Here is a 24,442-nt window from a genome sequence, read left to right on the forward strand (position 1 = left end):
CTATACTATGACAAGATTAGGGCGTATATAACTTCAGGACAAGGTATCCGACAAGGATTGCCTGCAGCAATACTAAAAAAGGAAAACCATACAGGAAAGAAGGATGCTTAGTTTTGTGTCGAAAATGACGCATCCCCAAACTTCCTCCCAACGCTCCCCCTAATATAGCAAACCCCCATAGTTGCTTTTCCGGTATTCGCTGCTTTCGTTTTCGTGCTCGACTTTTATCGACACCCATCAAACTATATAGGATCCCATTGATGGCAGTCAAATAAATAAGAAAATATGTAAAAACATCCACTAACTCTCCCCACTCCTTCTGTTCGATAATGAAAAAGGCCATTTCCGGCGTACGGAAATGGCCTCAGACATAACTTATTTTAGTGCTGATTTTGCTTTTTCAGCAAGGCTTGCAAAACCTTTTTCATCAGTAACAGCAAGATCAGCAAGAATCTTACGGTTTACTTCGATTCCTGCAAGCTTAAGGCCGTGCATCATACGGCTGTATGAAATGTCGTTCATACGAGCTGCAGCATTGATACGAGCGATCCATAGCTTACGGAAGTCGCGCTTTTTCTGACGACGGTCACGGTAAGCATATTGACCTGACTTCATCACTTGCTGTTTTGCAGTTTTGAATAATGCATGTTTTGAACCATAATAACCTTTTGCTAATTTAAGGACACGTTTACGACGTTGGCGTGTCACTGTTCCACCTTTTACACGTGGCATGATAAATCCCTCCTATTTTGGATCATATATCTTAGTTGTCTTATTTTTTTGGCAGCATTTGAGCGATACGCTTCAAGTCGCCCTTAGATACAAGGGTGGCTTTACGCAATTTACGCTTCTGTTTTGTAGACTTGTTCGCGAACAAGTGGCTTGTGAACGCATGAGAGCGTTTCACCTTTCCACTACCTGTCTTTTTAAATCGTTTTTGAGAACCTTTATGGGTTTTCATTTTTGGCATGAGTAGTTCCTCCTTCTGCTTAGTTCAATCTGTGCTTACTTTTCAGCCAATGGCGCCAGCATCAAGAACATGCTGCGGCCTTCCATCTTCGGCTTCGTCTCAACTTGTGCAACGTCCTTGCACTCTTCCGCCATACGCTCAAGAACTTTTTGCCCAAGTTCTTTATGCGTAATTGCACGTCCACGGAAACGGACAGAAGCTTTCACTTTATCGCCTTTTTCGAGGAATTTACGAGCATTGCGCAGTTTTGTATTGAAGTCATGCTCTTCAATTCCAGGGCTTAAGCGGACTTCTTTCACCTTGATGGTAGTCTGCTTTTTACGAGCTTCTTTTTCTTTCTTCTGCTGTTCGAAACGGTATTTACCGTAATCCATGATGCGGCAGACCGGTGGTTTTGCGTTTGGAGCTACCAATACTAAGTCAAGATTGGCGTTTTGAGCGATCTCAAGTGCTTCTTGACGAGATTTAACTCCTAATTGGTCACCGTTGTTATCAATGAGACGTACTTCACGTGCTCTGATTTTCTCATTAACGTTCATGTTATCTTTGCTAATAACCAGCCACCTCCAAATAATTTTAGGAAAATATAAAGATCTGTCATCGACAAGTGATTTTAAAGCAATAAAAAAAGTGTCGGCACATCACAATGCACCCACACGTATCCCATTCGACTTCAAAAGGATTAGTGACCTGCCAACTGCTTGATGCGTCGATCAGGTGAGAAGCGGGTGCTTCTACTTGTCTCAGATCCGTTCTTTTATTGTTCACCTAAAATATAATATCACGGTATGGTGAACATGTCAAACATCCACCAATTAACCATCAGACTGACTATATAAGAATATCGAAAACCATCCCAGAAATCAACAATATAATAAAAAAAGTACGAGCATGAAACTATTTTATGTTCCACACCCGTACCAGTTTTGTAATTATAACCGATTACTTTTTAGTCAGGATTTTCTGCTCGATTTCGTTTGTGATTTCTGACTTGAATATATCCAATGGCTTAGTCTCAGAATTCTTTTCTCCATAACGACGGACATTAACAGAATTGTGTTCGATTTCTTTATCTCCGATAACAAGTGCGAATGGTACTTTTTGGATTTGGGCTTCGCGGATTTTATAACCGATTTTTTCGTCACGTTCGTCCACTTCGACTCGAATGCCCGCTTCACGCAGTTCATCTTCAAGCTTCTTAGCATGATCCAAGTGAGCATCTGCTGATACTGGAATAATTTTTGCCTGGACAGGAGCAAGCCAAGTAGGGAACGCGCCCTTATACTCTTCAATCAGAAATGCGACAAAACGTTCCATAGTCGATACGACACCGCGGTGAATAACAACTGGGCGGTGGTCTTTACCATCTTCACCAACATAAGTCAGATCAAACCGCTCTGGCAAGTGGAAGTCCAACTGTACAGTAGAGAGTGTTTCATCTTTTCCAAGTGCTGTTTTGACTTGGACATCAAGTTTCGGGCCATAGAATGCAGCTTCTCCTTCTGCCTCTACATACTCTACCCCAAGATCTTCCATAGTCTCCTTCAACATGGCCTGGGCTTTGTTCCACATTTCATCATTGTCGACATATTTCTCTTTATCCTCCGGGTCACGGTAAGACAAACGGAAATAATAATCAGTGATACCAAAGTCTTCATAAACGGCCTGAACGAGTCGGACAACCCGTATGAATTCGTCTTTCAACTGGTCTGGGCGACTGAAGATATGAGCATCATTTAAAGTCATCGCACGGACTCTCTGTAAACCGGCTAATGCACCGGACATTTCATGGCGATGCATAGTTCCTAATTCTGCGATGCGAACAGGCAGGTTACGATAGCTGTGCAATTGATTTTTATATACCATCATATGATGGGGACAGTTCATCGGGCGAAGTACCAGGTCTTCGTTATCCATTTCCATGACCGGAAACATATCATCTTTATAATGATCCCAGTGCCCGCTTGTTTTATATAAATCGACACTCCCTAATACCGGAGTATAGACATGGTCATAACCAAGACGTTCCTCTAAATCAACAATATAACGTTCAATGGTACGGCGAATAGTTGCTCCTTTCGGCAGCCATAACGGCAGCCCTTGGCCGACTTTTTGATTGACAGTAAAAATCTCCAGTTCTTTACCCAGTTTACGGTGGTCGCGTTCCTTCGCTTCCTGAAGAAGACGAAGGTACTCATCCAGTTGCCCTTGTTTTTCAAAAGCCGTACCATAAATACGCTGCAGCATTTTATTGTTGCTGTCACCACGCCAGTAGGCCCCTGAAATGCTGAGTAGTTTGAAGATCTTGATTTTGCTTGTCTGCGGCACGTGTACACCACGGCACAGATCGAAAAATTCTCCTTGTTTATAAATTGTAATCGGTTGACCTTCAGGAATATCCTCGATCAGTTCAATCTTAAGATCATCCCCGATATCCCGATACATTTCTTTCGCTTTTTCCCGGCTCACTTCTAACCGTTCGATTTCCAGGTTTTCATTGACTATCTTTTTCATTTCCTTTTCGATTTTAGGAAGGTCTTCCGGCGTCAAGGATTCTTCCATATCGATATCATAGTAAAAGCCACTTTCAATAACAGGTCCGACCCCCAGTTTTACATTCCCGTATAACCGTTTTAAGGCCTGGGCCATGAGATGAGCTGTAGAGTGCCGAAGAACCTCCAGCCCTTCCGGGTTTTTATATGTGATGATTTCGACAGCTCCATCCTGTTCTATTGGCCTGCGTAAATCATACATCTCCCCATTAAGCTTAATGGCAAGTGCTTGTTTCTTCAGGCCGGGCGAAATATCTCCTGCTATATCTTCCCCTGTCGTTCCTTTAGAAAAACCTTTGACATTGCCGTCCGGGAAAGTGATTTGAATTTGTTCAGACATGACCTTTCACTCCTATCTTTTTTGTATAAATAAAAAACGCCCATCCCTCTGCCCAATTGGCAAAGGGACGAGCGTTGACTCGCGGTTCCACCCTAATTCCCGCAAAATTTATGCGGCTCATTGACATCTTTAACGCAGACCATACGCTTTCTGCTACTGCACTGTTCACAGAAAGGGTTCAGAGGTGGTGAACAGAAGCTCGTATGCAGGAAGCTTTCAGCCGGCGGCTTCCCTCTCTTTCGCATCGATGACTTTCGTCCGTGTCCTCATCGTTACCTTGATGTTATAGGATATGTACGTATTATAGCGATAGTGCCAAGAGAAATCAAGCCCATTTTTAATGGGCATGGGACGGGTGATGAAAAGGAAAAGCCTGAACCGGCTTACAAATTGCTTTTTCCTGGAAGATATTAATGATTGTTTGAATCTTCGGCTCAAAAGGGTCTCCGTAAAGGTAAATTTTCTTAGGTGCATAAACCAATGCAGCCATGATACTATAATCGTCATTTTCACCTGAAAATATACGTATCGGTTCTTTTTTTAGCAATGACTTAATCTCCATTTTAGATAAAAGACTACCGTCTTTTCTATAAAAATGAATTTGTTGTCGCTGAAGAAGATGCAGTTCGTCCACTTTTGAGTGCTTATCTTTCATATAATGACGTAAAGAATCCACCCACAATAAATACTCCTCTTCTCGCTTAAATTCATCGAGTGCCGCACCGATATAATTCAGCAATAGTGACCGTGCATGCTGAAAACAAAAAGGCATAATTTCATTGAAATTCACAACACTTTTCAATTGTATTCTTTTTCGAATAAAAGATTTGATGCTCTCCTCCAGCGATGGCAAGTTAACACCTAGCTTTTTACGTTGTTCACTATCATTCAGCCACTCACATATCTCAATAATCCGGTTGATTTCTTCTTCATCCTGATAATAGAATTTTTTCATGATTAGTTGTTTTTGCCATGATGGGAGTCGGTATTTGAAAACCACTTCTAATAATATATTAACTAATATATCTCTTTCCCTCTCTCCCCAATCACTTCCAAATAGAGAGACTTGATTTCCGCCTTTATCATCCCCCTTCCATTGGACTTCGAACTTTGCACCTTCCCGCATAATTGCATCACAAAATGTTATCGTCTCTTGCCTTGAAATGAAAAAGAAACGTATCATATCAGCCCCGTTCCCCCTAACAACAATCAATCTATTCTATCTATATGGACAAGGAGATGAAAAAATGCCCATACAGTTCGATAACTGTATAGGCATAGCGGAAAAGTTATTCAATTTCTACGATTATCACCATATAAAGGTATCACTTCACTGACCTGTTTAATCCGTTCAATGATCCGTGAAGCTTTGACACGTTCTACATCACCGCGATTCGAAGTCGTGAAAACTTCCTGAAGTTCCTTCATATTGTAATTGGAACTGAAAAATACAGGCAGCCGCTCCATCATCCTGTACTGAAGAATGGAGCCAAGTATTTCATCCCGGAACCAGGCCGATTGAGATTCTGCCCCTATATCATCCAGCATCAGTACAGGGACTGTTTTAAATGCCTGAATTTTTTCGTTCAAAGTATCATCTTTAATCGAGGATTTCATTTCTCTCACAAACTCCGGCATATAAATAATCATCGAAGGAATATTCTTTTCACTTAAACGATTGGCTACTGCACCTAAGAAATACGTTTTCCCTACACCGAATGGGCCATGAAAATACAACCCTTTCTTCGGGAGTTCGTCATTTATTCCTTCCAGGTAACTAATCATGCGGGCAATAGCATCTGCTCGATCATCATCTGATAAATCAATACGATCTAAACTGGCTTCCAGAATTTCTTTTGGCATATAAAGACTTTTCACTAAAGATTCCTGTTTCTGCTGCTGTTCCTGCCTTACTTTCCTGGGACATTTATCATAGGAAAGGTGGAGCTGCTTTCCCTCTACCGTGAGGTGCGGAGTATGACCTGGAAGAATATTGATACAACCCTCTAAAGAAGGGCACTGCTCACATTTTTTAGATTGGCTCTCGTATTCATAAAGCTTCATCAGCTGCTTTTCCAATGCTTGCTCATTCAATTCGGGATATTTACGAAGTAAGGATTGCACATTTGGAGATGCCAACAGTTCCTGTTTAATCTTAGTAAAATGCCCCTGGAAGTTTTTATTTTCACGCATCCACCTTTTAAGAGAGGATTGTATCGGTTCCATTTTCCATCACACCCTGTTTTTCAATTTCCATTATTCGTTATCCGTTTGATTCGAGCAGCAATTTCTTCTTTGTTAATTTTGCTATTGCTCTTTTTCTCTTCCTGCTGCTGTTTGCCATCATTTTGGTTTTCTTTGAACCAATCGGGTATAATCTCTTTCGTTTGTTTCTTCCCTCTGCTTTTATTATTTTTTCCCCATTGCTGATACTTTTGATGTTCAGCTTTTGCCATTGTCATAGCCTGGCGTACAGTAGTAACATTTTTTCTTGCCCAATGGCTCGCAATTTTCTCTAAATATGCTTTAGATAATTTCATATCCGTTTTCAAGAGGACATAATGTACGAGGACATTCATGACACCTGGTGATAATCCCTGTTCCGTCATTACATCACGAATCAGCTTCAGATCTTGCTCAGAAGCTTTATTACCAGTGGACAAGTCCTCCAGAAGTTCTTTCGGTGATTTTCTTTCCAGCATCGAGATGAATTGTTCTTCTTTTGAAGTCTTTACATCGTCTGCTTGTTTGTCTGTCCATTTATCCCTGGTTTCTACCGTTTTCATGGAAGTGACTTTCCCTTTTTTCGGCGACAGATCATGGCAAGCCTCTTTCAACTCGGCCACGTTCAGTTGATTCTCTTCATTCAAAGCCCATCCGATCGCTTTTTCTAAATCCTGGGAGGACAAATCATATAACGAAGCAAGCTGCATCATGATTCGTTTATAACGGACATTCAAAATTTTTTCAGCTGGATACATTTTTTCTTTTAATGATTGATATATCCAGTTGAAATCGATGCGGTCATCCTGCAAAAGAGGACCGTTTGCTTGCTGCAACGTGACCAGGGTCGAATCTTTTTCCGCCATTCTTGCAGTAAATGCAGGTCCAGATGTCTGGTAGTCATGAAATATTTCATCGAACGACGCCGTTATATTTTCACAGTCTGTTAGTGGATATTTCACTCTCATAAAACGGTTCCGCAGCTTGTTGTACTTATCTGCTCCCAATTCATGATTAAGTAATAAAGAGAGCATATCATCATAAAAGAATTGTTCCGGTGAAAATGGTGGCTGTAAATTATAAATATAGCAGGCGCGCGACTCTTCCTCCGTAGAAAGGGTCTGCATCAAACCAATAGCTTCCAATTTTCTACGGGCATTATATATTCGGTCAAGGGGCATCGCTAAATAATTCATCAATGTATGATGCGAATGGACTTCAGGTTCCGCTGCTAAATCATATTCACTTAACAGCGTCTGATAAAGCGTGACTGCTTCTACACCAATGATCGGCTGGTATAAGTGAGACAATGCATTCCCATAGTCTCTTGGTACGCTTCCATTCAATTGCACACAATATCCGTCTACCGGCAATAGTTTACCAATCGATTGATTCATCATCTCCACCCCCAATAACCGAAATAAAAAGAAAAAAGAGCCCGGCTTAGCTTCCCGGACATCAGTCTTCCCGTTTAATTAAATCTTTTAATTCATCCAGAAAAACATTAATATCTTTAAATTGACGATAAACGGATGCAAAACGTACATAAGCGACGTCATCCACTTTAGCCAGCCGTTCCATCACCATTTCTCCGATATCTTCACTCATTACTTCTGAATTACCCTGATTCCTTAATTCCTTTTCCACTTCTAAAGCAATTGTCTCTATTTCTTCTAAAGCGACGGGTCTTTTTTCACAAGCCTTAATCAGACCTCGCATCAACTTTTCACGACTGAATTCCTCTCTTGTCCCTTCTTTTTTCACGACAATAAGAGGCACTTCTTCAATCCGCTCAAAAGTGGTGAACCGGAATCCACACTGTTCGCATTCTCTACGTCTGCGAATCGCTCTGCCTTCCTCAATTGGTCGCGAATCCAGCACCTTGGTATTTTTAAATTGGCAATTTGGGCATCTCACTTACGATCATCTCCACCGCTATACAACAAGCATTTATTCTATTGATTCAATTTATTGGCCATCGAGGTTTCCAAGTAAGGCAATCGTTTCTTCAGCTTTTCATTTAACTGGATAATCAGATTCCTGCTGAAGCCAAAGTCTACAGGGCCGCCAGATTCGGTACTTACAGAGAAATCCACCGCTGTCCGGAACGGCTTGACCATTACGATACTGGCAACAATAAAAGCTTTCTTCTTCCCTTTGTAATTGACGCTGACTTCTCCATGTTCCTCTGAAGTAGAAAGGATACTATATTCTCCTCCCTCAAAAACTTCCAGTACAGCCTGTAATGCTTTATCTTTAGTCGTCTTATAGTAATGGGTCTGTAACGCCTCGTCCTCATGATTTTCCCTTGTCTCTGAGTGACTCGTTAAATACTTTGAAATAAACTTTTTCATGCGTATCTCCTTCTCGATTTCCCTCTTCCGTGCTTATACTTATTTTATTTTAACATGTTTTTTAGTAAAGCATAAATGATGACAGCAAAAAATGTCGGATAATATGTAGAAACATGCCTATTGTTAAATGAACAACTATTCAAGTCCTTGTTGTTCTCTGCAACACCAAAAAAGCCACAGACGCAGGCGTCTAGTGGCTTTCCTATCTTTCTTTATAAAGCTTTTGTCTGTTGTACCTCTACAGGTCCCATTCCACGTGGGACCTCTACACTTTCATTTGTTTGTGCTTCTAATGCTTCTGATATATAATCAGCAGCAACATTCGGGTCTATTCTATCTCCGCATGTATATACGTCTATACTAGCATAGCCATGTTCAGGAAAGCTGTGGATAGTCAAGTGTGATTCAGAAATGATGACCACACCGCTGACTCCATGTGGGGCAAACTTGTGAAAAGCTACCTCCCTCACTTCAGCTCCTGCTCTAAGTGCAGCATCAACGAAAACTTTTTCAATATAGTTGATGTCGTTCAATTTATCCATATTGCAGTTCCATAATTCCGCAATAACATGTCTTCCCATTGTATCCATAATATGGTATCCCCCTTTTAACGGTTAAAGATCGACTTCCGAATACTACGGAAATAACTACCACGGGGGAAAGTTAGTCCAGAGAGGTCCTAACCCTTTGAGTAGCCATCTGATTGCAAGAATTCAGAAGTTCAAAGAAATTATATATGGTTTACCCTTGTTTTGCAAGTTAATTATTTAACATCATGGATAAACCTTGGAAATATTTCCTTTTCCATCTTAATGGGGGATAGTCCTGTTATTAAGAAACATGTGCTTCTTTCTTTTGCATCAGCTTGCTGCCAACGTGCTTTGCAAGGTCGACGACGCGGCAGGAATAGCCCCATTCATTGTCGTACCATGCCAATACTTTCACTTTTCTATCACTCATGACCATTGTTGACAGGCCATCAATGATAGAAGAGAATTCAGACGTCGTATAATCAATGGAAACCAGTGGTTCATCACTATATTGCAGGATGCCTTTCAAGCCATGATCTGCCGCCTGCTTAAATGTTTCATTGATTTGTTCTGCTGTAACATCCTGTTTCAAATCGACAACCAAATCAACAAGTGACACGTTAGGTGTCGGTACACGCAAAGCCATACCATGCAGCTTGCCATTCATATGAGGGAGTACTTCACCCAATGCTTTCGCTGCTCCTGTAGAGGTAGGGATAATCGATTGCGTACAGCCTCGAGCCCTGCGTAAATCTTTATGAGGGTTATCAACATTTTTCTGATCTCCTGTAAATGCGTGTACGGTAGTCATTAATCCATTTTCAATACCAAACTCATCATCGAGCACCTTTACGACAGGAGCAAGACAGTTGGTTGTACAAGACGCATTAGAGATCACGTCATGTTTTGCCGTGTCATATTCGTCCCCGTTTACGCCCATAACAATCGTGGCATCTACCTGTTTGCCTGGAGCAGTTATCACTACCTTTTTAGCACCGGCTTCCAGATGCAGACCAGCATCTTCTTTCGTTTTAAATTTTCCGGTGGCTTCAATTACTACATCAATATCCAGATGTTTCCACGGCAGTTCCCGAGGATCACGTGTAGAGCATAACTTTATTTCTTTTCCATCTATTTCCAAGCTATCATTAAGCGCTTTCACTTCTTTGCTAAAACGCCCGTGTACACTATCATATTTAATCATGTGAGCAAGTGTTTCGGCAGGATAGCTCGCATTTATGGCCACTACATCGAGAGTTTCCTCCATTATTGCTCTTCGTAGTACCATACGTCCAATTCTGCCTAGACCATTAATAGCGATGCGGGTTTTATTCATAATAAGAGCCTCCTATATATGATATACTTTTGACGGTTAATTTTCACAAATAGTATAACACATTGTAAGCATTCATGGTCAATAAAGTTCATGTTTTCTTTAAAAAAACGACGCCTAATAGCGTCGTTCCCTAAAAAATACCTATTAAATCATCCAATAACCTTCCACTTTCTAAGAATGGTAGTCAATTGCTGATATGATTCTTGTTTGCTTCCGTTATTATCAATGACCTCATCTGCCATTTCTGCTTTTTCTTTAACTGGAAGCTGGGCTTTTATTCTTTGCAAAGCCTCTTCTCTGCTGGAATCATCCCTTTCCACTAATCGATTGATCTGCACATCTTCATCTACATAAACCACTATGGTTTTGTCAACAAAATGAGTTAACTTACTTTCAAAAAGTAAAGGGATATCCAATACCACAGCAGGTACTTCCTGGTTACAATAATAGTCACGCTGCTCGATCATACGTTGGCGTACAGCCGGGTGGACAATACTGTTCAATACTTTTCTTTTCTCTTCATCCTGAAAGATGATCGATCCTAATTTTTTGCGGTCGATTGCACCATCTTCTCTTAGAATAGTTTCGCCAAATTCCGTGACGATTTCCTGATAGGCTTTTTCCCCAGGCTTTACAACTTCCCTGGATAATTTATCTGCATCAATTACAGGTATATTATAGTCATCAAACATTAATGAAACGGTACTTTTTCCACTGGCTATACTGCCTGTAAGCCCAATAACAAGTGTCACAGAATCCCTCCTTAAACTAACTTGAAGATCCCCAGAAGTATTAACATGATCCCGGGCACGACCACTGCCTTATCCACCCATTCACATTTGCTAAAGCGGTGCCCGAGCTTAAGCCCTGTGTATAATAAAAAGCTGGTCATAAAACCAATAGATAATGCGGTAATAAGTGAGGGGAGCTTCATGAATGCTGCACTTATACCCGCTCCTAATGTGTCTAACGATAAAGCCATAGCCAACAGAACTGCTTCCCAGCCTTTGATGGAACCCGAGTTATCCATATCCGCAAGCTCCGGGTCTTTTAATATATCAGAAGGCGAAGACCAGGTTGAAGGCTCTTTTTCTTCTCCTGATTCTTTGGAAGGCATGATTAATTGAATCAAAAACCATGCTCCAAGGCCAATCAGTATAAAGGCACCTAAATTTTCCCCTGCATGTTCAGGAAGGAAATCATTTAACATGTTGCCTGCCGTGATAGCTACATAAAATATCAGCGCTGATAACCCGGCAATCATCATCATCGGCAGGAAAGAAAGCCTTATTTTCTTCAGTCCATAAACGACTCCTAGTCCCAGGCTGTCCAGACTGACAGCCATGACGAGTAAAATCAAGGTTACATAGACTCCCATTATACGATCTCCTTCTGCAATCGGAATATGAGATAGTATATGGGGATCTATTCACAGTGTGTTACTGTTGACAATTACGACAGAAATGAGTGCCGCGGTTACTGACTCTGATTTTTTCAATCGGTTCTCCACACTGCTGGCAGGGCTCCTCTTCTTTTCCATAAACAAACAGACGTTGCTGAAACTTACCGATCTGTCCCTGACTGTTGACATAGGAGCGAATGGTAGTACCTCCCTGTTCAACCGCTTCCTGAAGCGTTTCTATTGCAGCACACCTGACCTTATCCACTTCCCCGGAAGTGAGGGTATTTGCTTTACGCTCTGGATGGATACCAGCCCGGAATAAGGTTTCATCGACATAGATATTTCCCAGGCCGGCCACAATACTTTGATCTAACAATACTGCTTTGATAGAACGTTGTGTCTTTTGCAATCTATTATAAAAATAATCAAGGGTAAAAGAGGAATCGAATGGATCTGGACCGAGCAGAGCGAGCGGTTTCTGATGTCTTTCTTCCCCTTTTTTAAATAGATGCATAGTCCCGAATTTACGGACATCGTTATAACGAAGCTCCGTACCGTCATCTAATTGAAAGATGACATGCGTATGTTTTTTTCGTGGTTCTGCTGCAGGATAAACACCATATTTCCCTTCCATTCGTAGGTGAGAGACCATGGCGATGTCATCAAATTCCACAATTAAGAATTTACCTTTACGATTGATTTCTCTAACTGTCTGACCCTTTAATTCCTGCCTGAAAGCTTCCGTCTCTAATGGAAGTTTGACGATATTCTCCCATAATACCGTCACATCAGTGATTTTTTTATTCAGTATTAATTGGCGCAAGGTCTGCCTCACTGTTTCTACCTCTGGTAATTCTGGCATACTTTACTTCCCCTTTATTATTTTGCGTCGTACCAGGTCGGCCCGTACGATGAATCAACTTTCAGTGGCACGTCTAACTCTACGGTGTTTTCCATCACATCTGGTACAATTTTCTTCAGCTGTTCAATTTCTTCTTCCGGAGCTTCCAGAATTAGTTCGTCATGGACTTGTAAAAGCAGGTTTGCTTCCAACTTCTCCTCATCAAGACGGTGATGCAAGTCGATCATCGCTTTTTTAATGATATCAGCTGCACTTCCCTGAATAGGTGTATTCATAGCTGTTCGTTCTGCTGCATTCCGGCGATTAAAGTTCCGGCTTGTTAAATCCGGTAAGAATCTTTTTCTATTCATGAATGTTGTGACAAAACCAGTTTGCTTGGCATTACGTACAGTTTCTTCCATATAAACTTTTACACCTGGATAACTTTCTAAATAGCGGTCAATAAATTCTTTAGCTTCTTTACGTGTAATACTAAGGCTTTGGGATAGACCATATTCACTAATTCCATATACAATCCCAAAGTTTACAGCTTTCGCATGCCTGCGCATTTCACCGGTAACCGCTTCTGCTTCTACTTTGAATACTTCCATCGCTGTCTGGGTATGAATATCCCGTCCTTCTTTAAAAGCAGCAATCAGCTTTTCGTCTTGAGCAATATGAGCAAGCACCCGAAGTTCAATCTGAGAATAATCACTTGCAAACATCACCCAGCCTGGTTTAGAAGGAATAAATGCCTGACGTATCTTCCGCCCTTCCTCCAAACGTATTGGTATATTTTGCAAATTTGGATCCGTCGAACTCAACCTCCCCGTCTGTGTCAGGGCCTGATTAAAGCGAGTATGGATTTTATGAGTATCATTATCGACAACTTTTAAAAGACCTTCAATGTATGTGGACTGCAATTTCCCCAACTGCCTGTAGATTAATATTTTAGGGATAATCTCATGCTTATCTTCTAACTGTTCTAACACATCCGCAGAGGTGGAATAGCCTGTCTTTGTTTTTTTAATAACTGGTAATCCTAATTTATCAAATAATATCGGGCCGAGCTGCTTTGGTGAATTCAAGTTGAATGTTTCACCTGCCAGATCATAAACCTGCTCTTCGATTTCTTTCAGGCGGGTGCGCAGTTCCTCCCCCATATCTTTCAAACGGTCCACATCCACCTGGACACCGAGGTGTTCCATCTCACCAAGTATCAAGGCGAGAGGCATTTCCAGATCATGATATAATTCTAACTGATGGTTATCTTTCAATTGTTCTTCAACTTTGTCTTTCAGTTTATAAAGCAAGGTAGCTTTTCTAGCCATATGCTCTGCTAACTTCTCGTCATCAGGCCGCTTGATTTTAGCTCCTCTTCCATAGACTTCTTCATCATATTGAACCGAAGTTTCTCCCATTCGGTGGGCAATAGATGGAATGTCATGGTTGTTTTCCGATGGATTAATCAAATAGGAAGCAAGCAGAAGATCAAAGTCCACTCCTTTTAAATGAATGCCTTTACGCAACAGTGCAACTACCGTTCTTTTTGCGTCAAATACCCATTTTCGCTTCTGAGCATTTTTAGCCCACTCACAAAAAACATCAGACTCGGCAGCGATATCTACCGGAATAAAATAGTTCTTATCTTTATTGACGATGGCAATACCTTCGATTTCAGCCTGGTGATAATTTTCGTGCAGCATCTCTACAAATATTGCTTCTGTACCAGTTAACACTTCATCAGTTAATTCTGTTACGTGTTCCACTTCTATTTCAGGAAGCTCTTCTGCTGCCTCTTCCGCTTGCTGATCGGAACCATCCACTCGCCCTAACAGCGATTGAAATCCCAGGTCTTTAAAAATATTGCTTACGTCCCGATTACTATACCCTTCATAGGTCAAATCTTCCAAACCGATGGTGACAGGTGAGTCTCTTTTGATCGTGACCAGCTGCTTACTCATAAAGGCATCATCTTTATGATTTTCCAGTTTTTCCTTCAGCTTACCTTTCACTTCCGTAATGTTCTCATAGAGGTTCTCCAATGTATCAAATTGCTTCAGTAATTTAACGGCGGTTTTTTCTCCAACTCCAGGTACCCCTGGAATGTTATCGGAATTATCTCCCATCAATGCTTTCAAATCAATAACCTGATCCGGACGAATTCCCATTTTATCCGCAAGAAAAGCCGGATCATATTTTTCCACGTTTGAAATTCCTTTTCTCGTTAAAGTGACATCGATATGATCAGAAACCAGCTGAAGAAGGTCTTTATCCCCTGAAATTACATTGACGTCCCAGCCTTTTTTCTCGGCACTTTGGGACAACGTGCCGATAATGTCATCCGCTTCATATTGTTCCAGCTGATAATGCGGAATGCTGAACGCATCCAACAATTCCTTCAGTACAGGGAATTGTTCTGAAAGTTCAGGCGGGGTCTTTTGTCTGCCACCTTTATAATCCCCATATGTTTTATGACGGAATGTGGTCTTACCTGCATCAAACGCTACCAGAATGTGATCGGGTTGATCCTCTTCTAAAATCCTTAGAAGCATTGTAGTAAAACCATATACTGCGTTCGTATAAATACCTTTATCGTTATTTAACAATGGCAAGGCAAAAAATGCACGGTAAGCAATGCTATTTCCATCAATCAAGACTAACTTATCTGCCATGGTTCCACTCCTTCAAAACTTTATTCCGGGTCACAGACCAGGGTTGTATGTTTCTTTTCTCTGTCATTCGTTTTCTAAGTAAAATTACTGCACTATCTATTCTACCATGATTGAATGAGAGAAGAAAAAAGCCCTCCTCGGATAGAGCAATTTTGCTTCCTTTATATCTCTAATGACAATAAAAAAAGCAGCCGTGAATGGCTGCTTTAGAAAGAGAAACACCCTGGATGAAGGGGTCAATTAAAGCATAACAAACAAACTTAAAGGAAAAATTAAGCAATTGTTAATTTAGTGTAAACGTTTAGGCAAGGTAACATGGAAGGTAGTACCTTTCCCAGGCTCACTATCTACCTCAATTTTCCCTTCGTGAACTTCCAGGATGTGCTTTGCGATTGCCAGACCGAGGCCGGTTCCTCCAGAGTTTCTACTGCGTGCTTTGTCTACCCGGTAAAACCGCTCAAATATCCTCGGTATTTCTTCTTTCGGGATACCGATTCCAGTATCTGTAATCGATACACGCACCTTTTCTTCCAGCTGGCGAAGGATTACCGTAATTTCCCCATTTTGAGAGCTATAACTTACCGCATTTGTCAGCAAATTGAGGAAAAGTTGTTTTAATCTCGCCGAATCACCTTCTATCAAAGAATCTGGCTCCATCTCTTTTCGGATGCGAATAGCTTTCTTCTCCGCACTGGGTTCTATAATGGTAAGTAGATCCTGCAATAACTGATCCAGCCTGATATTTTCCAGGTTCAAATTAAATTCAGCTTTTTCAAGCTTTGACAGCTCAAGCAGATCCTTTATCAATGTTTGCAGCCTGGTACTTTCTTTATAAATAATATTAAGGAATTGATCGACTAGGGCTGGATCCTTCATAGCCCCGTCTAATAAAGTTTCTGAGAATCCACGTATAGAAGTGATCGGCGTTTTTAATTCATGAGAAACATTAGCAACAAAATCCTTCCTCATTTGCTCCAGGCGCTTCAACTCTGTAATATCATGGAAGACTAAAACTACTCCCTTCCACTTTCCACTTTCATTAAAAATAGGAGCACCTGTAATCTCCATATATTTTCGGTCGATGTTGATGGGTAAGACAAAAGTTTCTCTTACTGTCTTTTCTAACATGAACACCGATTGAATCGCTTCATGGATCGATGGATAAGGAATGGCATCATAATATAGTCTGCCCACGTATTCTTTCGGGCTTCCGGTAAAGCTTTTTAAGAAGGCACGATTCACCAGATGAATATACCCTTTTTCATCAATCATTAATAGGCCACTGCCCATGTTATTGATAACGGCTTCCAGTCTATTTTCCTGCATATCTTGCTCTGTGGTCATCTCTTGCAGGTTACGAGCAAGAATATTAATCGATTCGCTTAACTTTTTTGCTTCACCAAAATAACCTTCATAAGTCCTTGCTTTATAATTACCTTCTGCTAATTGGTGTGCTGTATCAGCAGCTGAGCGGATCGGTTTGATATATTTTTCAAATATCTTATAAACGATAATGGCAATAATCACTAAACCAAGCAGTATCGTAAAAGAAATCAGGAGCCATATATTCTTTGTGATATTTTCCAACGATGCGACAGGGGTAACGACAACCAGTGTACCTTTAACTTCGTTGGTATCCAGGGATACAGGATAATAATAATCATTTCTTACAAACTGTCCGGGTGCCCCGTCCATTTGCATAGCCGTCGCTGTTTCAATGGCTTCATTTTCATTTGTACTTTCTTTATGAATGATGGGCATAGTATTAATTTGAAGTTGATTATTTTCGCCGAAAAAAATAAAAGCAGAATTAATTTCCTGACTGAATTTCTCCAGCCCTTCGATGTCATAATGGTCATCCTCGACATAGCGTTCAAATGCCTCAGCATAATAATCACTTTCATTCTTGATTCTTTCCTCAAATAAAGTAACAAAATAACCATGGGTAAGCTGAGCTAGTATAACGCCTAATCCAAGCATGATGAGGAGGGCAAGAAGCGTATAAGTGATTAATGGGCGAGCATAAGCTCTCATTTATTTTGGCTCCTCCATTTTATACCCTAACCCACGTATGGTTTTAATGTAGACCGGTTTCTTAGTATCCGGTTCAATTTTCTCACGTAAGTGGCTGACATGAACATCCACGATTCTCGTGTCCCCAACAAAATCATAGTTCCAAACAGCGCTTAACAATTGATCTCGTGCTAAGACTTTTCCTTTATGCTTAGCAAGATATAATAGTAATTCAAACTCTTTCGGTGTAAAAATCAATTGCTTTCCATTGATAGTAGCTTCATATTGTTGCGGATAGATGACCAGGTCGGCTATCTCGATTGTATCTTTCTTCTCTTCCTGAACCGTACGATTGGTCCGTCTTAAAATTGCTTTTATTCTTGCTACCACTTCCCTTGGGCTAAAAGGTTTGGTCAAATAATCATCCGCTCCAAGTTCCAGTCCAAGGACTTTGTCGAATTCATCATCTTTGGCTGTCAGCATAAGAATAGGGGTATCCATCTTATTAATGCGGAGTTGTTTGCACACGTCCATTCCATCTAATTCTGGCAGCATAATGTCCAAAACAATCAAGTCATAATCATTCTCATCTGCTTTATGTAAGGCTTCAGAACCGTCATAGGCTACATCCGTATCATAACCTGCCTGTTCAATATTGTACTTCAACAAGGTCACGATAGATTCTTCATCATCTACAATTAATATTTTTTCTGCCATTTTAATCACCTCTCGAAGAAACTATCTTAATCATACAATGAACATCTGCGTTTGAACATAGTTGAAATTGATAGATGGCTGCGATTTTCGTCTCGTAAAAGTCTTCCCTATGGCTTAAATCCTATTCTTCTGAACCAATTAGAAAACTGGCAGGAAGGCTTCATAACAGCGTTCCTGCCAGTATTAACTAATTCATGTTCTATCAATAAAAATTCTCTAAAGATTTGGCAGTCATGGATTCCGGTTCGTAAGGAGGAGAAACTACAGCTACTCCTTTAATCACATCATCGCCATCCGAATCTTTTACTATGATTGATAAAGTTACAGAATGCTTTGCTGTATCCTTTTCCACAACTTCTAATCGGAAAGAGAGATCGGCATAATGATATACAGGTTTGGGAAAATCCATCTCCTGCCGCAAAATGTGACTTCCTGGACCTGGCAATTGCATGGAAATCAGAGAAGAAATCATTCCCTGCAGCATCACCGTCGGAGCTACCGGTCGCTTAAACGGTGTTTGGGATGCATAATCGTGCTGGATATAAAGCGGGTTTGCATCATCAGACAGTCCTAAATACATTAACAGATCCCGATCTTCAATCGATTTTTCTGTTGTATAATGGTCGCCAATCTTCAGTTCATTAATTTTTTTGCCGAGTTTGCGTTTTTTTCCTATCATTACATCGCCCCCTTCATTGTAAACGCTTTCTTTCTTTTTTTGATAAAAGGGATTCGAGGCACTGCCCCCGAATCCCCATTATTCATTCATATTTATTGTAAAATAGTTAGAACCTTTTTAACAGACTCTGCAGACTTATCTAACTGCTGTTTTTCTTCATCCGTCAAATCAAGTTCGATGATTTCTTCGATACCATTACCACCAAGAATGGTTGGTACACCGAGGTAAATGCCTTCATAGCCATACTCGCCTTCCAGGTAGGCAATCGATGGTATGACACGACGTTGATCCTTCAAAATAGCTTCTGCCATTTGGACTAAAGAAGCGGCTGGAGCATAATAGGCACTTCCGTTGCCAAGAAGGTTGACGATTTCACCGCCACCTTTACGGGTACGTTCTACGATTGCATCCAGGCGCTCTTTTGAAATGAGCTTTTCAAGTGGGATACCACCTGCGAAAGAGTAGCGGATTAATGGAACCATATCATCCCCATGTCCGCCTAGAACAAATCCGGTAATATCTTTAACAGACAGGTTCAATTCTTGAGCTACAAACGTACGGAAGCGCGCTGTATCAAGCACACCGGATTGACCGATGACGCGGTTTTTAGGGAAGCCTGCTTCCTGAAATACAGAGTAAGTCATTGCATCGACCGGGTTTGTCAATACAACAATCAGGCAGTCAGGTGAGTACTTAACGATTTCTTTCGTAATACTCTTCATTATTTTCGAGTTGGTGCTTACGAGGTCGTCCCGGCTCATACCAGGCTTACGAGCGATTCCGGCAGTGATTATCACTAAATCAGAGTCCTTCGTATCTTCATAGCTGGCGGTACCGATGATATTGGAATCAAACCCTTGCACCGGGCTTGCTTCAAGCATATCCAAAGCTTTCCCTTTTGTCGGGCCTTCCATATCAGGAATATCTACCAACACTACATCTCCCAGCTCTTTTTGAGCCAGCATCAGTGCTGTTGTAGCACCAGTGAAACCTCCACCGATTACTGAAATCTTTTTACGTGTGATTCCCATTTTAATCCCCTTCCCTGTCGTGTGGATTAGTCCATGTTTTTGATTAATGCATCACCGAATTCAGACGTCTTCACTTCTGTAGCGCCTTCCATCATGCGTGCGAAATCATACGTTACGGTTTTATTACCAATCGTTTTATCCATAGATTTGGTAATCAGGTTAGCTGCTTCTCTCCACTCCAGGTGTTCAAGCATCAATACACCAGAAAGAATGACAGATGAAGGGTTTACTTTGTCTTGACCAGCATATTTAGGTGCAGTACCGTGAGTTGCTTCAAAAATAGCGTGTCCAGTTTCCTGGTTGATGTTCGCACCTGGCGCAATACCGATTCCACCTACTTGAGCTGCAAGGGCATCAGAAATGTAATCCCCATTCAAGTTCATAGTAGCTACCACATCAAACTCTTTTGGACGAGTCAGAATTTGTTGCAGGAAGATGTCGGCAATGGCATCCTTCACAATGATTTTGCCAGCTTGTTCCGCTTCGTCCTGAGCTTTGTTCGCTGCATCCTTGCCATCTTTTTCTACGATTTCATCGTACTGGCGCCATGTGAATACTTTGTCACCGAATTCCTCTTCTGCAACTTCATATCCCCAGGCTTTAAATGCACCTTCGGTAAATTTCATGATATTGCCTTTGTGTACCAATGTGACATTTTTACGGCCTTCGTTCAATGCATACTCGATAGCTGCACGGACGATCCGTTTTGTCCCCTCTTCCGACACAGGTTTAACACCAATACCAGAAGTTTCCGGGAAACGGATATTATGTACACCCATTTCATTTTGAAGGAAGTCAATGACTTTCTTCGCTTCTGGTGTACCTTTCTGCCATTCGATACCAGCATAAATGTCTTCTGTATTCTCACGGAAAATAACCATGTCTGTATCTTCCGGATGTTTAACAGGAGACGGCACACCAGTGAACCAACGTACTGGGCGAAGACATGTGAATAAGTCAAGTTCCTGACGCAGAGCTACGTTCAAGGAACGGATACCGCCACCGATTGGTGTAGTCAATGGTCCTTTAATTGCAATTTTATAGTCACGGATAGTATCCAAGGTTTCAGATGGGAGCCACTCGCCAGTGTTGTCATACGCTTTCTGACCAGCAAGAACTTCCTTCCATTCGATACTCTTTTCACCGTTATAGGCTTTATCAACCGCTGCTTCAATTACTCGGCTCGCAGCTGCCCAAATATCTGGTCCGATTCCGTCACCTTCAATGAACGGGATCACCGGACGATCAGGTACATTTAGTACTCCATTTTCTACTGTAATTTTTTCAGCTTGTGTCAATCTCATTACCTCCTAATGTGTTGTTGGTATGTGGATTACATTCATTATCATACGATAAATAAACATGAATAAAAAGGATTTAGCGGATAATTACTCAGGTGATACCCTTTTCATTATCACGAACCCTTTTAGGACCGAACCACTGAATTATCTCAGCGTTGGTCAAGAGACTTATATGTCTGTCCTTTTGGTCCTACATATTCAGCACGCGGACGAATCAGACGGTTATTATCATATTGTTCAAGAATATGCGCTAACCATCCAGAAACACGGCTGACAGCGAAAATCGGCGTAAATAAATCATGATCCACTCCCAGACTGTGGTAAACAGACGCGGAATAGAAATCTACATTTGCCGGCAGTCCTTTTTCTTCTTTGATAAAGTCCTCAATCTTAATGGACATTTCATAATACTTGGAATGACCTGTCAGTTTTGTCAGTTCTTTTGACATTTCTTTCAGGAATTTAGCACGTGGATCACCTTTACGATAGACCCGGTGTCCCATTCCCATGATTTTTTCTTTATTTTCGAGCTTTTCCTTAATGTAAGGAACAGCATTATCCACTTCTCCAATTTCAGTAAGCATTTTCATGACACGCTCATTCGCACCGCCATGAAGTGGTCCTTTTAATGCGCCGATTGCCGCAGTAACACCTGAGTAGACATCAGACAATGTCGCGACGCAGACTCGTGCTGTAAATGTCGATGCATTCAATTCGTGGTCAGCGTGGAGGACAAGCGCTTTATTGAAAGCTTCCACTTCGATATCCTCCGGCTCTTTTCCATTCAGCATGTAAAGGAAATTAGTTGCAAAACTATATTCTTTTTTCGGACTGATAGGCTCTTGTCCTTTGCGAAGACGAGCAAATGCTGTAACGATCGCAGGAATTTTCGCCTGCAGGCGTACAGCCTTACGTTTATTTGCTTCTTCTTCCATCACGTCAGCCTCAGAATCATAAAGACCGAGCATAGATACAGCCGTACGAAGAGCTGCCATTGGGTGTACGGTTGATAGATCATAAGACTTCAAATGATCAATGACTTCCTGTGGAAGTTCCATATTGGAAGCAAGATCTTCTTTTAAAGATTTAAGTTCTTGTTCATTAGGTAACTTTTGATTCCATAATAAATAAATAACTTCCTCAAAACTGGAATTCTCGGCTAAATCATCGATGTCATAACCGACATATGTCAATTGATCATCGATGATGGAACTAATTGATGATTGCGTTGCAATAATACCTTCAAGACCTTTAGTTGCTGTCATACCCATTCTCTCCTTTATTTTTGATGACGCTTTCCAAATATACATTTATAAAAGAAAACGCTTTACCAACAAGCTGTTAATCTGAATAGGAAATCATCCCCACTGCAATTATAAAACATTCTAAAAAATATGTGAATTGAAACCGGTTAATTTGAATAGATTTTATCATTTTTTGTATTTAAATCGGTAAAAATTGGAGATGATTTCACTTTATCCAACATGATTATCTATGTATCATACTGAATCTTCATACAATTTTAAGATCCCTTTACTTCTAACAGAATGATGACCGCTATCATAATCGACTCGTCTTTACCTATGTAACGAGGGATAGGAGTATCATTCAGAAAATCGGGGATGGACATGAACCAATGACAGCCTCCATTTTTCCAGATAAACAGTAAGACTCTTATTATATCCTATCACATTAAAGAATAGGTATGGTAATAGACAAGCCAAAATCTTTGTTTATACACCCTATTGCAAAGAGAGGATACAAATATGGAAACACCCATGATTAATAAAATCTTTCGTTTCTTTGTCGTTTTGTTAGCTATTACTGCTGCTTTGATACTCGCCTATTATGCATTCCAATATGCCTACCCTTTCTTTTTCGCATTTCTCATTGCTTTATTCATCAATCCTGCAGTTAACTTTCTAGAAGAAAAACTTAACTTTCCCAGGGGTATTGCTGTAATTCTTTTAATATTAATATTCCTCGGGATATGTATCGGGATTTTAATTTTATTGGTTGTTGAAATCACTAATGGTACAGCTTATCTGGCAACAGTGGTGCCACAGCACTTCCAATCACTTATTACCTATATCCAGGATTTTATAACATCTACCATCATCCCGATATACCAACGTATCCTGACCCTCATTAGTACCCTGGGACCTTCCCAGCAGGAGGCAGTCATCGGAAACTTGCAACAAATTGGTGAAAATATAGCACAGCAGGGAGCTGAAATCATCCAATCTTTGCTTCAGAGTATTCCAATGATTATCAAAGAGCTTCCCAATTATTTCACCGTTTTAGTATTTTCGTTCCTAGGAACTTTTTTTATCAGCAAAGACTGGGATAAGATCTCATACAGGATTACTTCTATTATTCCATCTAAGGTAGTTACTTCTTTTGCTACAGTCCTAAAGGGGTTAAAGCAGGCGTTGGCAGGTTTTATGAAAGCTCAGGCAATCCTGACTTCGATTACTGCAGGTACTGTTCTATGCGGTTTACTTATCTTGCGAGTTGACCACGCCGTGACAATTGCTGTGATTACAGGGGCGGTCGACCTGATGCCATATGTGGGGAGTGGAATGATTTTCATTCCTTGGATCATATACATGTTCCTGACTGGTAATTATTCTCTTACTATCGGTCTCACGATTCTTTATATGTTAGTAATTATTCAGCGTCAAATGCTGGAACCGAAATTACTATCCACTAATATCGGGCTTGATCCATTAGCTACTCTCATCTCTTTATTTATCGGATTTCAATTATTCGGTTTTTTAGGCTTGATTATTGGTCCGGTCGCGCTTGTCATATTGAACACTTTGCACCAGGCGGGTGTTTTTCACGAAATTTGGAGATTCATTAACGAACCAAAAAATACGGCTTAATTTTATTCCGTACATTAAAGCTTGCGTGGTACGTAAGTAGTTGATGAGCAAAAAGCTGTCCCCTGAAGCCCGTTTCAGACTTAGGGAACAGCCTATATATAAAGGAACAAAGCCCCTTTGTTACCTATATTATTGATTCTATCTTTGTTAATCACTTCGGATAAATAGTAATCGTTCCACGATCCATCATTTTTCGTGTCCATTTACGTATTAAACGCTTAATTGGAGCTCGTGTAGGTGGCAGGAGTAAAAGAAAACCAATTGCATCTGTGATGAAGCCGGGAGTCAGAAGCACCGCACCGCCGACTAAAATACAAGCCCCATCCAGAAGTGCATCCTGAGGTACACGGCCGCTTGCTACCGATTGTCTGAAATTGTATATAGTTTCTAAGCCCTGCTGCTTAGCAAGCCAGGCACCAACTATTCCAGTAAGAATGATCAACAAGACCACCCATAAAGGTCCAATCCAATTACCAGCCCAGACAAGTAAACCAATTTCCAGAGCAGGTACTACTAATATAAATAATAATAACCAACGAAACATTGGCATGATCCTTTCCTTTTCCGTCTTCTCTTCTATTATACGATAG

24 protein-coding genes and 2 other annotated features are annotated in these 24,442 nt (G+C 40.8%); of the genes, 1 reads left to right on the forward strand and 23 read right to left on the reverse strand.

Annotation, left to right across the window (positions count from 1 at the left end; all coding sequences use genetic code 11):
• Positions 1-16: 16 nt before the first annotated feature.
• From ACGTNI_RS07150 to citZ, 22 genes are all read right to left on the reverse strand, one after another.
• Entirely contained in the window at positions 17-301 is a 285-nt protein-coding gene (locus ACGTNI_RS07150) for a DUF1294 domain-containing protein (RefSeq protein ID WP_394461123.1), read from the reverse strand.
• Between the two features lie 74 nt (positions 302-375).
• On the reverse strand, positions 376-732 hold the full coding sequence (rplT, locus tag ACGTNI_RS07155) for a 50S ribosomal protein L20 (protein ID WP_062447185.1): 357 nt from the start codon (positions 730-732) through the stop codon (positions 376-378).
• Positions 733-772: 40 nt separating this feature from the next.
• Positions 773-970, reverse strand: coding sequence for a 50S ribosomal protein L35 (gene rpmI, locus ACGTNI_RS07160; RefSeq protein WP_028783413.1), 198 nt, complete (start codon positions 968-970; stop codon positions 773-775).
• A 35-nt stretch (positions 971-1,005) separates the two neighbouring features.
• Positions 1,006-1,509, reverse strand: a complete 504-nt coding sequence (gene infC / locus ACGTNI_RS07165) for a translation initiation factor IF-3 (RefSeq protein WP_062447192.1) — start codon at positions 1,507-1,509, stop codon at positions 1,006-1,008.
• A 79-nt stretch (positions 1,510-1,588) separates the two neighbouring features.
• Positions 1,589-1,716, reverse strand: a sequence feature (ribosomal protein L20 leader region).
• A 196-nt stretch (positions 1,717-1,912) separates the two neighbouring features.
• On the reverse strand, positions 1,913-3,862 hold the full coding sequence (gene thrS / locus ACGTNI_RS07170; protein WP_394461128.1) for a threonine--tRNA ligase: 1,950 nt from the start codon (positions 3,860-3,862) through the stop codon (positions 1,913-1,915).
• 60 nt (positions 3,863-3,922) lie between these two features.
• Positions 3,923-4,144 (reverse strand) — a binding site (T-box leader).
• Positions 4,145-4,199: 55 nt separating this feature from the next.
• A complete protein-coding gene (gene ytxC, locus ACGTNI_RS07175) occupies positions 4,200-5,045 on the reverse strand; it encodes a sporulation protein YtxC (protein WP_085509068.1) in 846 nt (281 codons plus the stop codon).
• Positions 5,046-5,155: 110 nt separating this feature from the next.
• Positions 5,156-6,088 carry a primosomal protein DnaI gene (dnaI, locus tag ACGTNI_RS07180; RefSeq protein ID WP_085509069.1) on the reverse strand — a complete coding sequence of 311 codons (933 nt, stop codon included), beginning with the start codon at positions 6,086-6,088 and terminating at the stop codon, positions 5,156-5,158.
• Between the two features lie 20 nt (positions 6,089-6,108).
• Complete coding sequence (locus ACGTNI_RS07185) at positions 6,109-7,482, reverse strand: replication initiation and membrane attachment family protein (protein ID WP_085509070.1); 1,374 nt, start codon at positions 7,480-7,482, stop codon at positions 6,109-6,111.
• Positions 7,483-7,543: 61 nt separating this feature from the next.
• The gene (gene nrdR / locus ACGTNI_RS07190; RefSeq protein WP_085509071.1) at positions 7,544-8,002 is read right to left on the reverse strand and encodes a transcriptional regulator NrdR; all 459 of its coding nucleotides are present in this window, start codon (positions 8,000-8,002) and stop codon (positions 7,544-7,546) included.
• 38 nt (positions 8,003-8,040) lie between these two features.
• Positions 8,041-8,439, reverse strand: coding sequence for a cytosolic protein (locus ACGTNI_RS07195; RefSeq protein ID WP_085509072.1), 399 nt, complete (start codon positions 8,437-8,439; stop codon positions 8,041-8,043).
• A 212-nt stretch (positions 8,440-8,651) separates the two neighbouring features.
• Positions 8,652-9,029, reverse strand: coding sequence for an adenosylmethionine decarboxylase (speD, locus tag ACGTNI_RS07200; protein WP_062447217.1), 378 nt, complete (start codon positions 9,027-9,029; stop codon positions 8,652-8,654).
• A gap of 241 nt (positions 9,030-9,270) precedes the next feature.
• Complete coding sequence (locus ACGTNI_RS07205; RefSeq protein WP_394461132.1) at positions 9,271-10,305, reverse strand: glyceraldehyde-3-phosphate dehydrogenase; 1,035 nt, start codon at positions 10,303-10,305, stop codon at positions 9,271-9,273.
• A 149-nt stretch (positions 10,306-10,454) separates the two neighbouring features.
• Positions 10,455-11,057, reverse strand: a complete 603-nt coding sequence (coaE, locus tag ACGTNI_RS07210; protein WP_394461134.1) for a dephospho-CoA kinase — start codon at positions 11,055-11,057, stop codon at positions 10,455-10,457.
• Between the two features lie 11 nt (positions 11,058-11,068).
• On the reverse strand, positions 11,069-11,683 hold the full coding sequence (ytaF, locus tag ACGTNI_RS07215; protein ID WP_394461136.1) for a sporulation membrane protein YtaF: 615 nt from the start codon (positions 11,681-11,683) through the stop codon (positions 11,069-11,071).
• Between the two features lie 61 nt (positions 11,684-11,744).
• A complete protein-coding gene (gene mutM / locus ACGTNI_RS07220; protein ID WP_394461138.1) occupies positions 11,745-12,569 on the reverse strand; it encodes a DNA-formamidopyrimidine glycosylase in 825 nt (274 codons plus the stop codon).
• 17 nt (positions 12,570-12,586) lie between these two features.
• Complete coding sequence (gene polA / locus ACGTNI_RS07225; RefSeq protein WP_394461140.1) at positions 12,587-15,223, reverse strand: DNA polymerase I; 2,637 nt, start codon at positions 15,221-15,223, stop codon at positions 12,587-12,589.
• A gap of 288 nt (positions 15,224-15,511) precedes the next feature.
• Complete coding sequence (pnpS, locus tag ACGTNI_RS07230) at positions 15,512-17,257, reverse strand: two-component system histidine kinase PnpS (RefSeq protein WP_394461141.1); 1,746 nt, start codon at positions 17,255-17,257, stop codon at positions 15,512-15,514.
• Positions 17,258-17,953 carry a response regulator transcription factor gene (locus ACGTNI_RS07235; protein ID WP_394461143.1) on the reverse strand — a complete coding sequence of 232 codons (696 nt, stop codon included), beginning with the start codon at positions 17,951-17,953 and terminating at the stop codon, positions 17,258-17,260.
• 202 nt (positions 17,954-18,155) lie between these two features.
• Positions 18,156-18,632, reverse strand: a complete 477-nt coding sequence (locus ACGTNI_RS07240; RefSeq protein WP_394461145.1) for a MaoC/PaaZ C-terminal domain-containing protein — start codon at positions 18,630-18,632, stop codon at positions 18,156-18,158.
• Positions 18,633-18,724: 92 nt separating this feature from the next.
• The gene (mdh, locus tag ACGTNI_RS07245) at positions 18,725-19,663 is read right to left on the reverse strand and encodes a malate dehydrogenase (protein WP_394461147.1); all 939 of its coding nucleotides are present in this window, start codon (positions 19,661-19,663) and stop codon (positions 18,725-18,727) included.
• A gap of 26 nt (positions 19,664-19,689) precedes the next feature.
• The gene (gene icd, locus ACGTNI_RS07250; RefSeq protein WP_062447245.1) at positions 19,690-20,961 is read right to left on the reverse strand and encodes an NADP-dependent isocitrate dehydrogenase; all 1,272 of its coding nucleotides are present in this window, start codon (positions 20,959-20,961) and stop codon (positions 19,690-19,692) included.
• A gap of 152 nt (positions 20,962-21,113) precedes the next feature.
• On the reverse strand, positions 21,114-22,229 hold the full coding sequence (gene citZ, locus ACGTNI_RS07255; protein ID WP_394461149.1) for a citrate synthase: 1,116 nt from the start codon (positions 22,227-22,229) through the stop codon (positions 21,114-21,116).
• Positions 22,230-22,730: 501 nt separating this feature from the next.
• On the opposite strand from citZ, the gene ytvI reads away from it, so the two are divergent.
• Positions 22,731-23,852 carry a sporulation integral membrane protein YtvI gene (gene ytvI / locus ACGTNI_RS07260; RefSeq protein ID WP_394461151.1) on the forward strand — a complete coding sequence of 374 codons (1,122 nt, stop codon included), beginning with the start codon at positions 22,731-22,733 and terminating at the stop codon, positions 23,850-23,852.
• Between the two features lie 151 nt (positions 23,853-24,003).
• Here the strand turns inward: ytvI and ACGTNI_RS07265 are convergent, their stop codons facing one another.
• A complete protein-coding gene (locus tag ACGTNI_RS07265; RefSeq protein WP_062448082.1) occupies positions 24,004-24,396 on the reverse strand; it encodes an FxsA family protein in 393 nt (130 codons plus the stop codon).
• Between the last annotated feature and the right edge of the window lie 46 nt (positions 24,397-24,442).

The organism is Thalassobacillus sp. B23F22_16 (assembly GCF_043496955.1).
GTDB lineage: Bacteria > Bacillota > Bacilli > Bacillales > Halobacillaceae > Thalassobacillus > Thalassobacillus devorans_A.

Bases quoted from the DNA above. Each gene is read 5' to 3' on its own strand.
- ACGTNI_RS07205 (WP_394461132.1), bottom strand. From the start codon at position 10,305: ATGAATAAAACCCGCATCGCTATTAATGGTCTAGGCAGAATTGGACGT.
- ytvI (WP_394461151.1), top strand. From the start codon at position 22,731: ATGGAAACACCCATGATTAATAAAATCTTTCGTTTCTTTGTCGTTTTG.
- ACGTNI_RS07240 (WP_394461145.1), bottom strand. From the start codon at position 18,632: ATGATAGGAAAAAAACGCAAACTCGGCAAAAAAATTAATGAACTGAAG.
- mutM (WP_394461138.1), bottom strand. From the start codon at position 12,569: ATGCCAGAATTACCAGAGGTAGAAACAGTGAGGCAGACCTTGCGCCAA.
- ACGTNI_RS07185 (WP_085509070.1), bottom strand. From the start codon at position 7,482: ATGAATCAATCGATTGGTAAACTATTGCCGGTAGACGGATATTGTGTG.
- ACGTNI_RS07235 (WP_394461143.1), bottom strand. From the start codon at position 17,953: ATGGCAGAAAAAATATTAATTGTAGATGATGAAGAATCTATCGTGACC.
- infC (WP_062447192.1), bottom strand. From the start codon at position 1,509: ATGAACGTTAATGAGAAAATCAGAGCACGTGAAGTACGTCTCATTGAT.
- ACGTNI_RS07195 (WP_085509072.1), bottom strand. From the start codon at position 8,439: ATGAAAAAGTTTATTTCAAAGTATTTAACGAGTCACTCAGAGACAAGG.
- ytxC (WP_085509068.1), bottom strand. From the start codon at position 5,045: ATGATACGTTTCTTTTTCATTTCAAGGCAAGAGACGATAACATTTTGT.
- polA (WP_394461140.1), bottom strand. From the start codon at position 15,223: ATGGCAGATAAGTTAGTCTTGATTGATGGAAATAGCATTGCTTACCGT.
- ytaF (WP_394461136.1), bottom strand. From the start codon at position 11,683: ATGGGAGTCTATGTAACCTTGATTTTACTCGTCATGGCTGTCAGTCTG.
- ACGTNI_RS07265 (WP_062448082.1), bottom strand. From the start codon at position 24,396: ATGTTTCGTTGGTTATTATTATTTATATTAGTAGTACCTGCTCTGGAA.
- pnpS (WP_394461141.1), bottom strand. From the start codon at position 17,257: ATGAGAGCTTATGCTCGCCCATTAATCACTTATACGCTTCTTGCCCTC.
- dnaI (WP_085509069.1), bottom strand. From the start codon at position 6,088: ATGGAACCGATACAATCCTCTCTTAAAAGGTGGATGCGTGAAAATAAA.
- speD (WP_062447217.1), bottom strand. From the start codon at position 9,029: ATGGATACAATGGGAAGACATGTTATTGCGGAATTATGGAACTGCAAT.
- rpmI (WP_028783413.1), bottom strand. From the start codon at position 970: ATGCCAAAAATGAAAACCCATAAAGGTTCTCAAAAACGATTTAAAAAG.
- thrS (WP_394461128.1), bottom strand. From the start codon at position 3,862: ATGTCTGAACAAATTCAAATCACTTTCCCGGACGGCAATGTCAAAGGT.
- rplT (WP_062447185.1), bottom strand. From the start codon at position 732: ATGCCACGTGTAAAAGGTGGAACAGTGACACGCCAACGTCGTAAACGT.
- mdh (WP_394461147.1), bottom strand. From the start codon at position 19,663: ATGGGAATCACACGTAAAAAGATTTCAGTAATCGGTGGAGGTTTCACT.
- citZ (WP_394461149.1), bottom strand. From the start codon at position 22,229: ATGACAGCAACTAAAGGTCTTGAAGGTATTATTGCAACGCAATCATCA.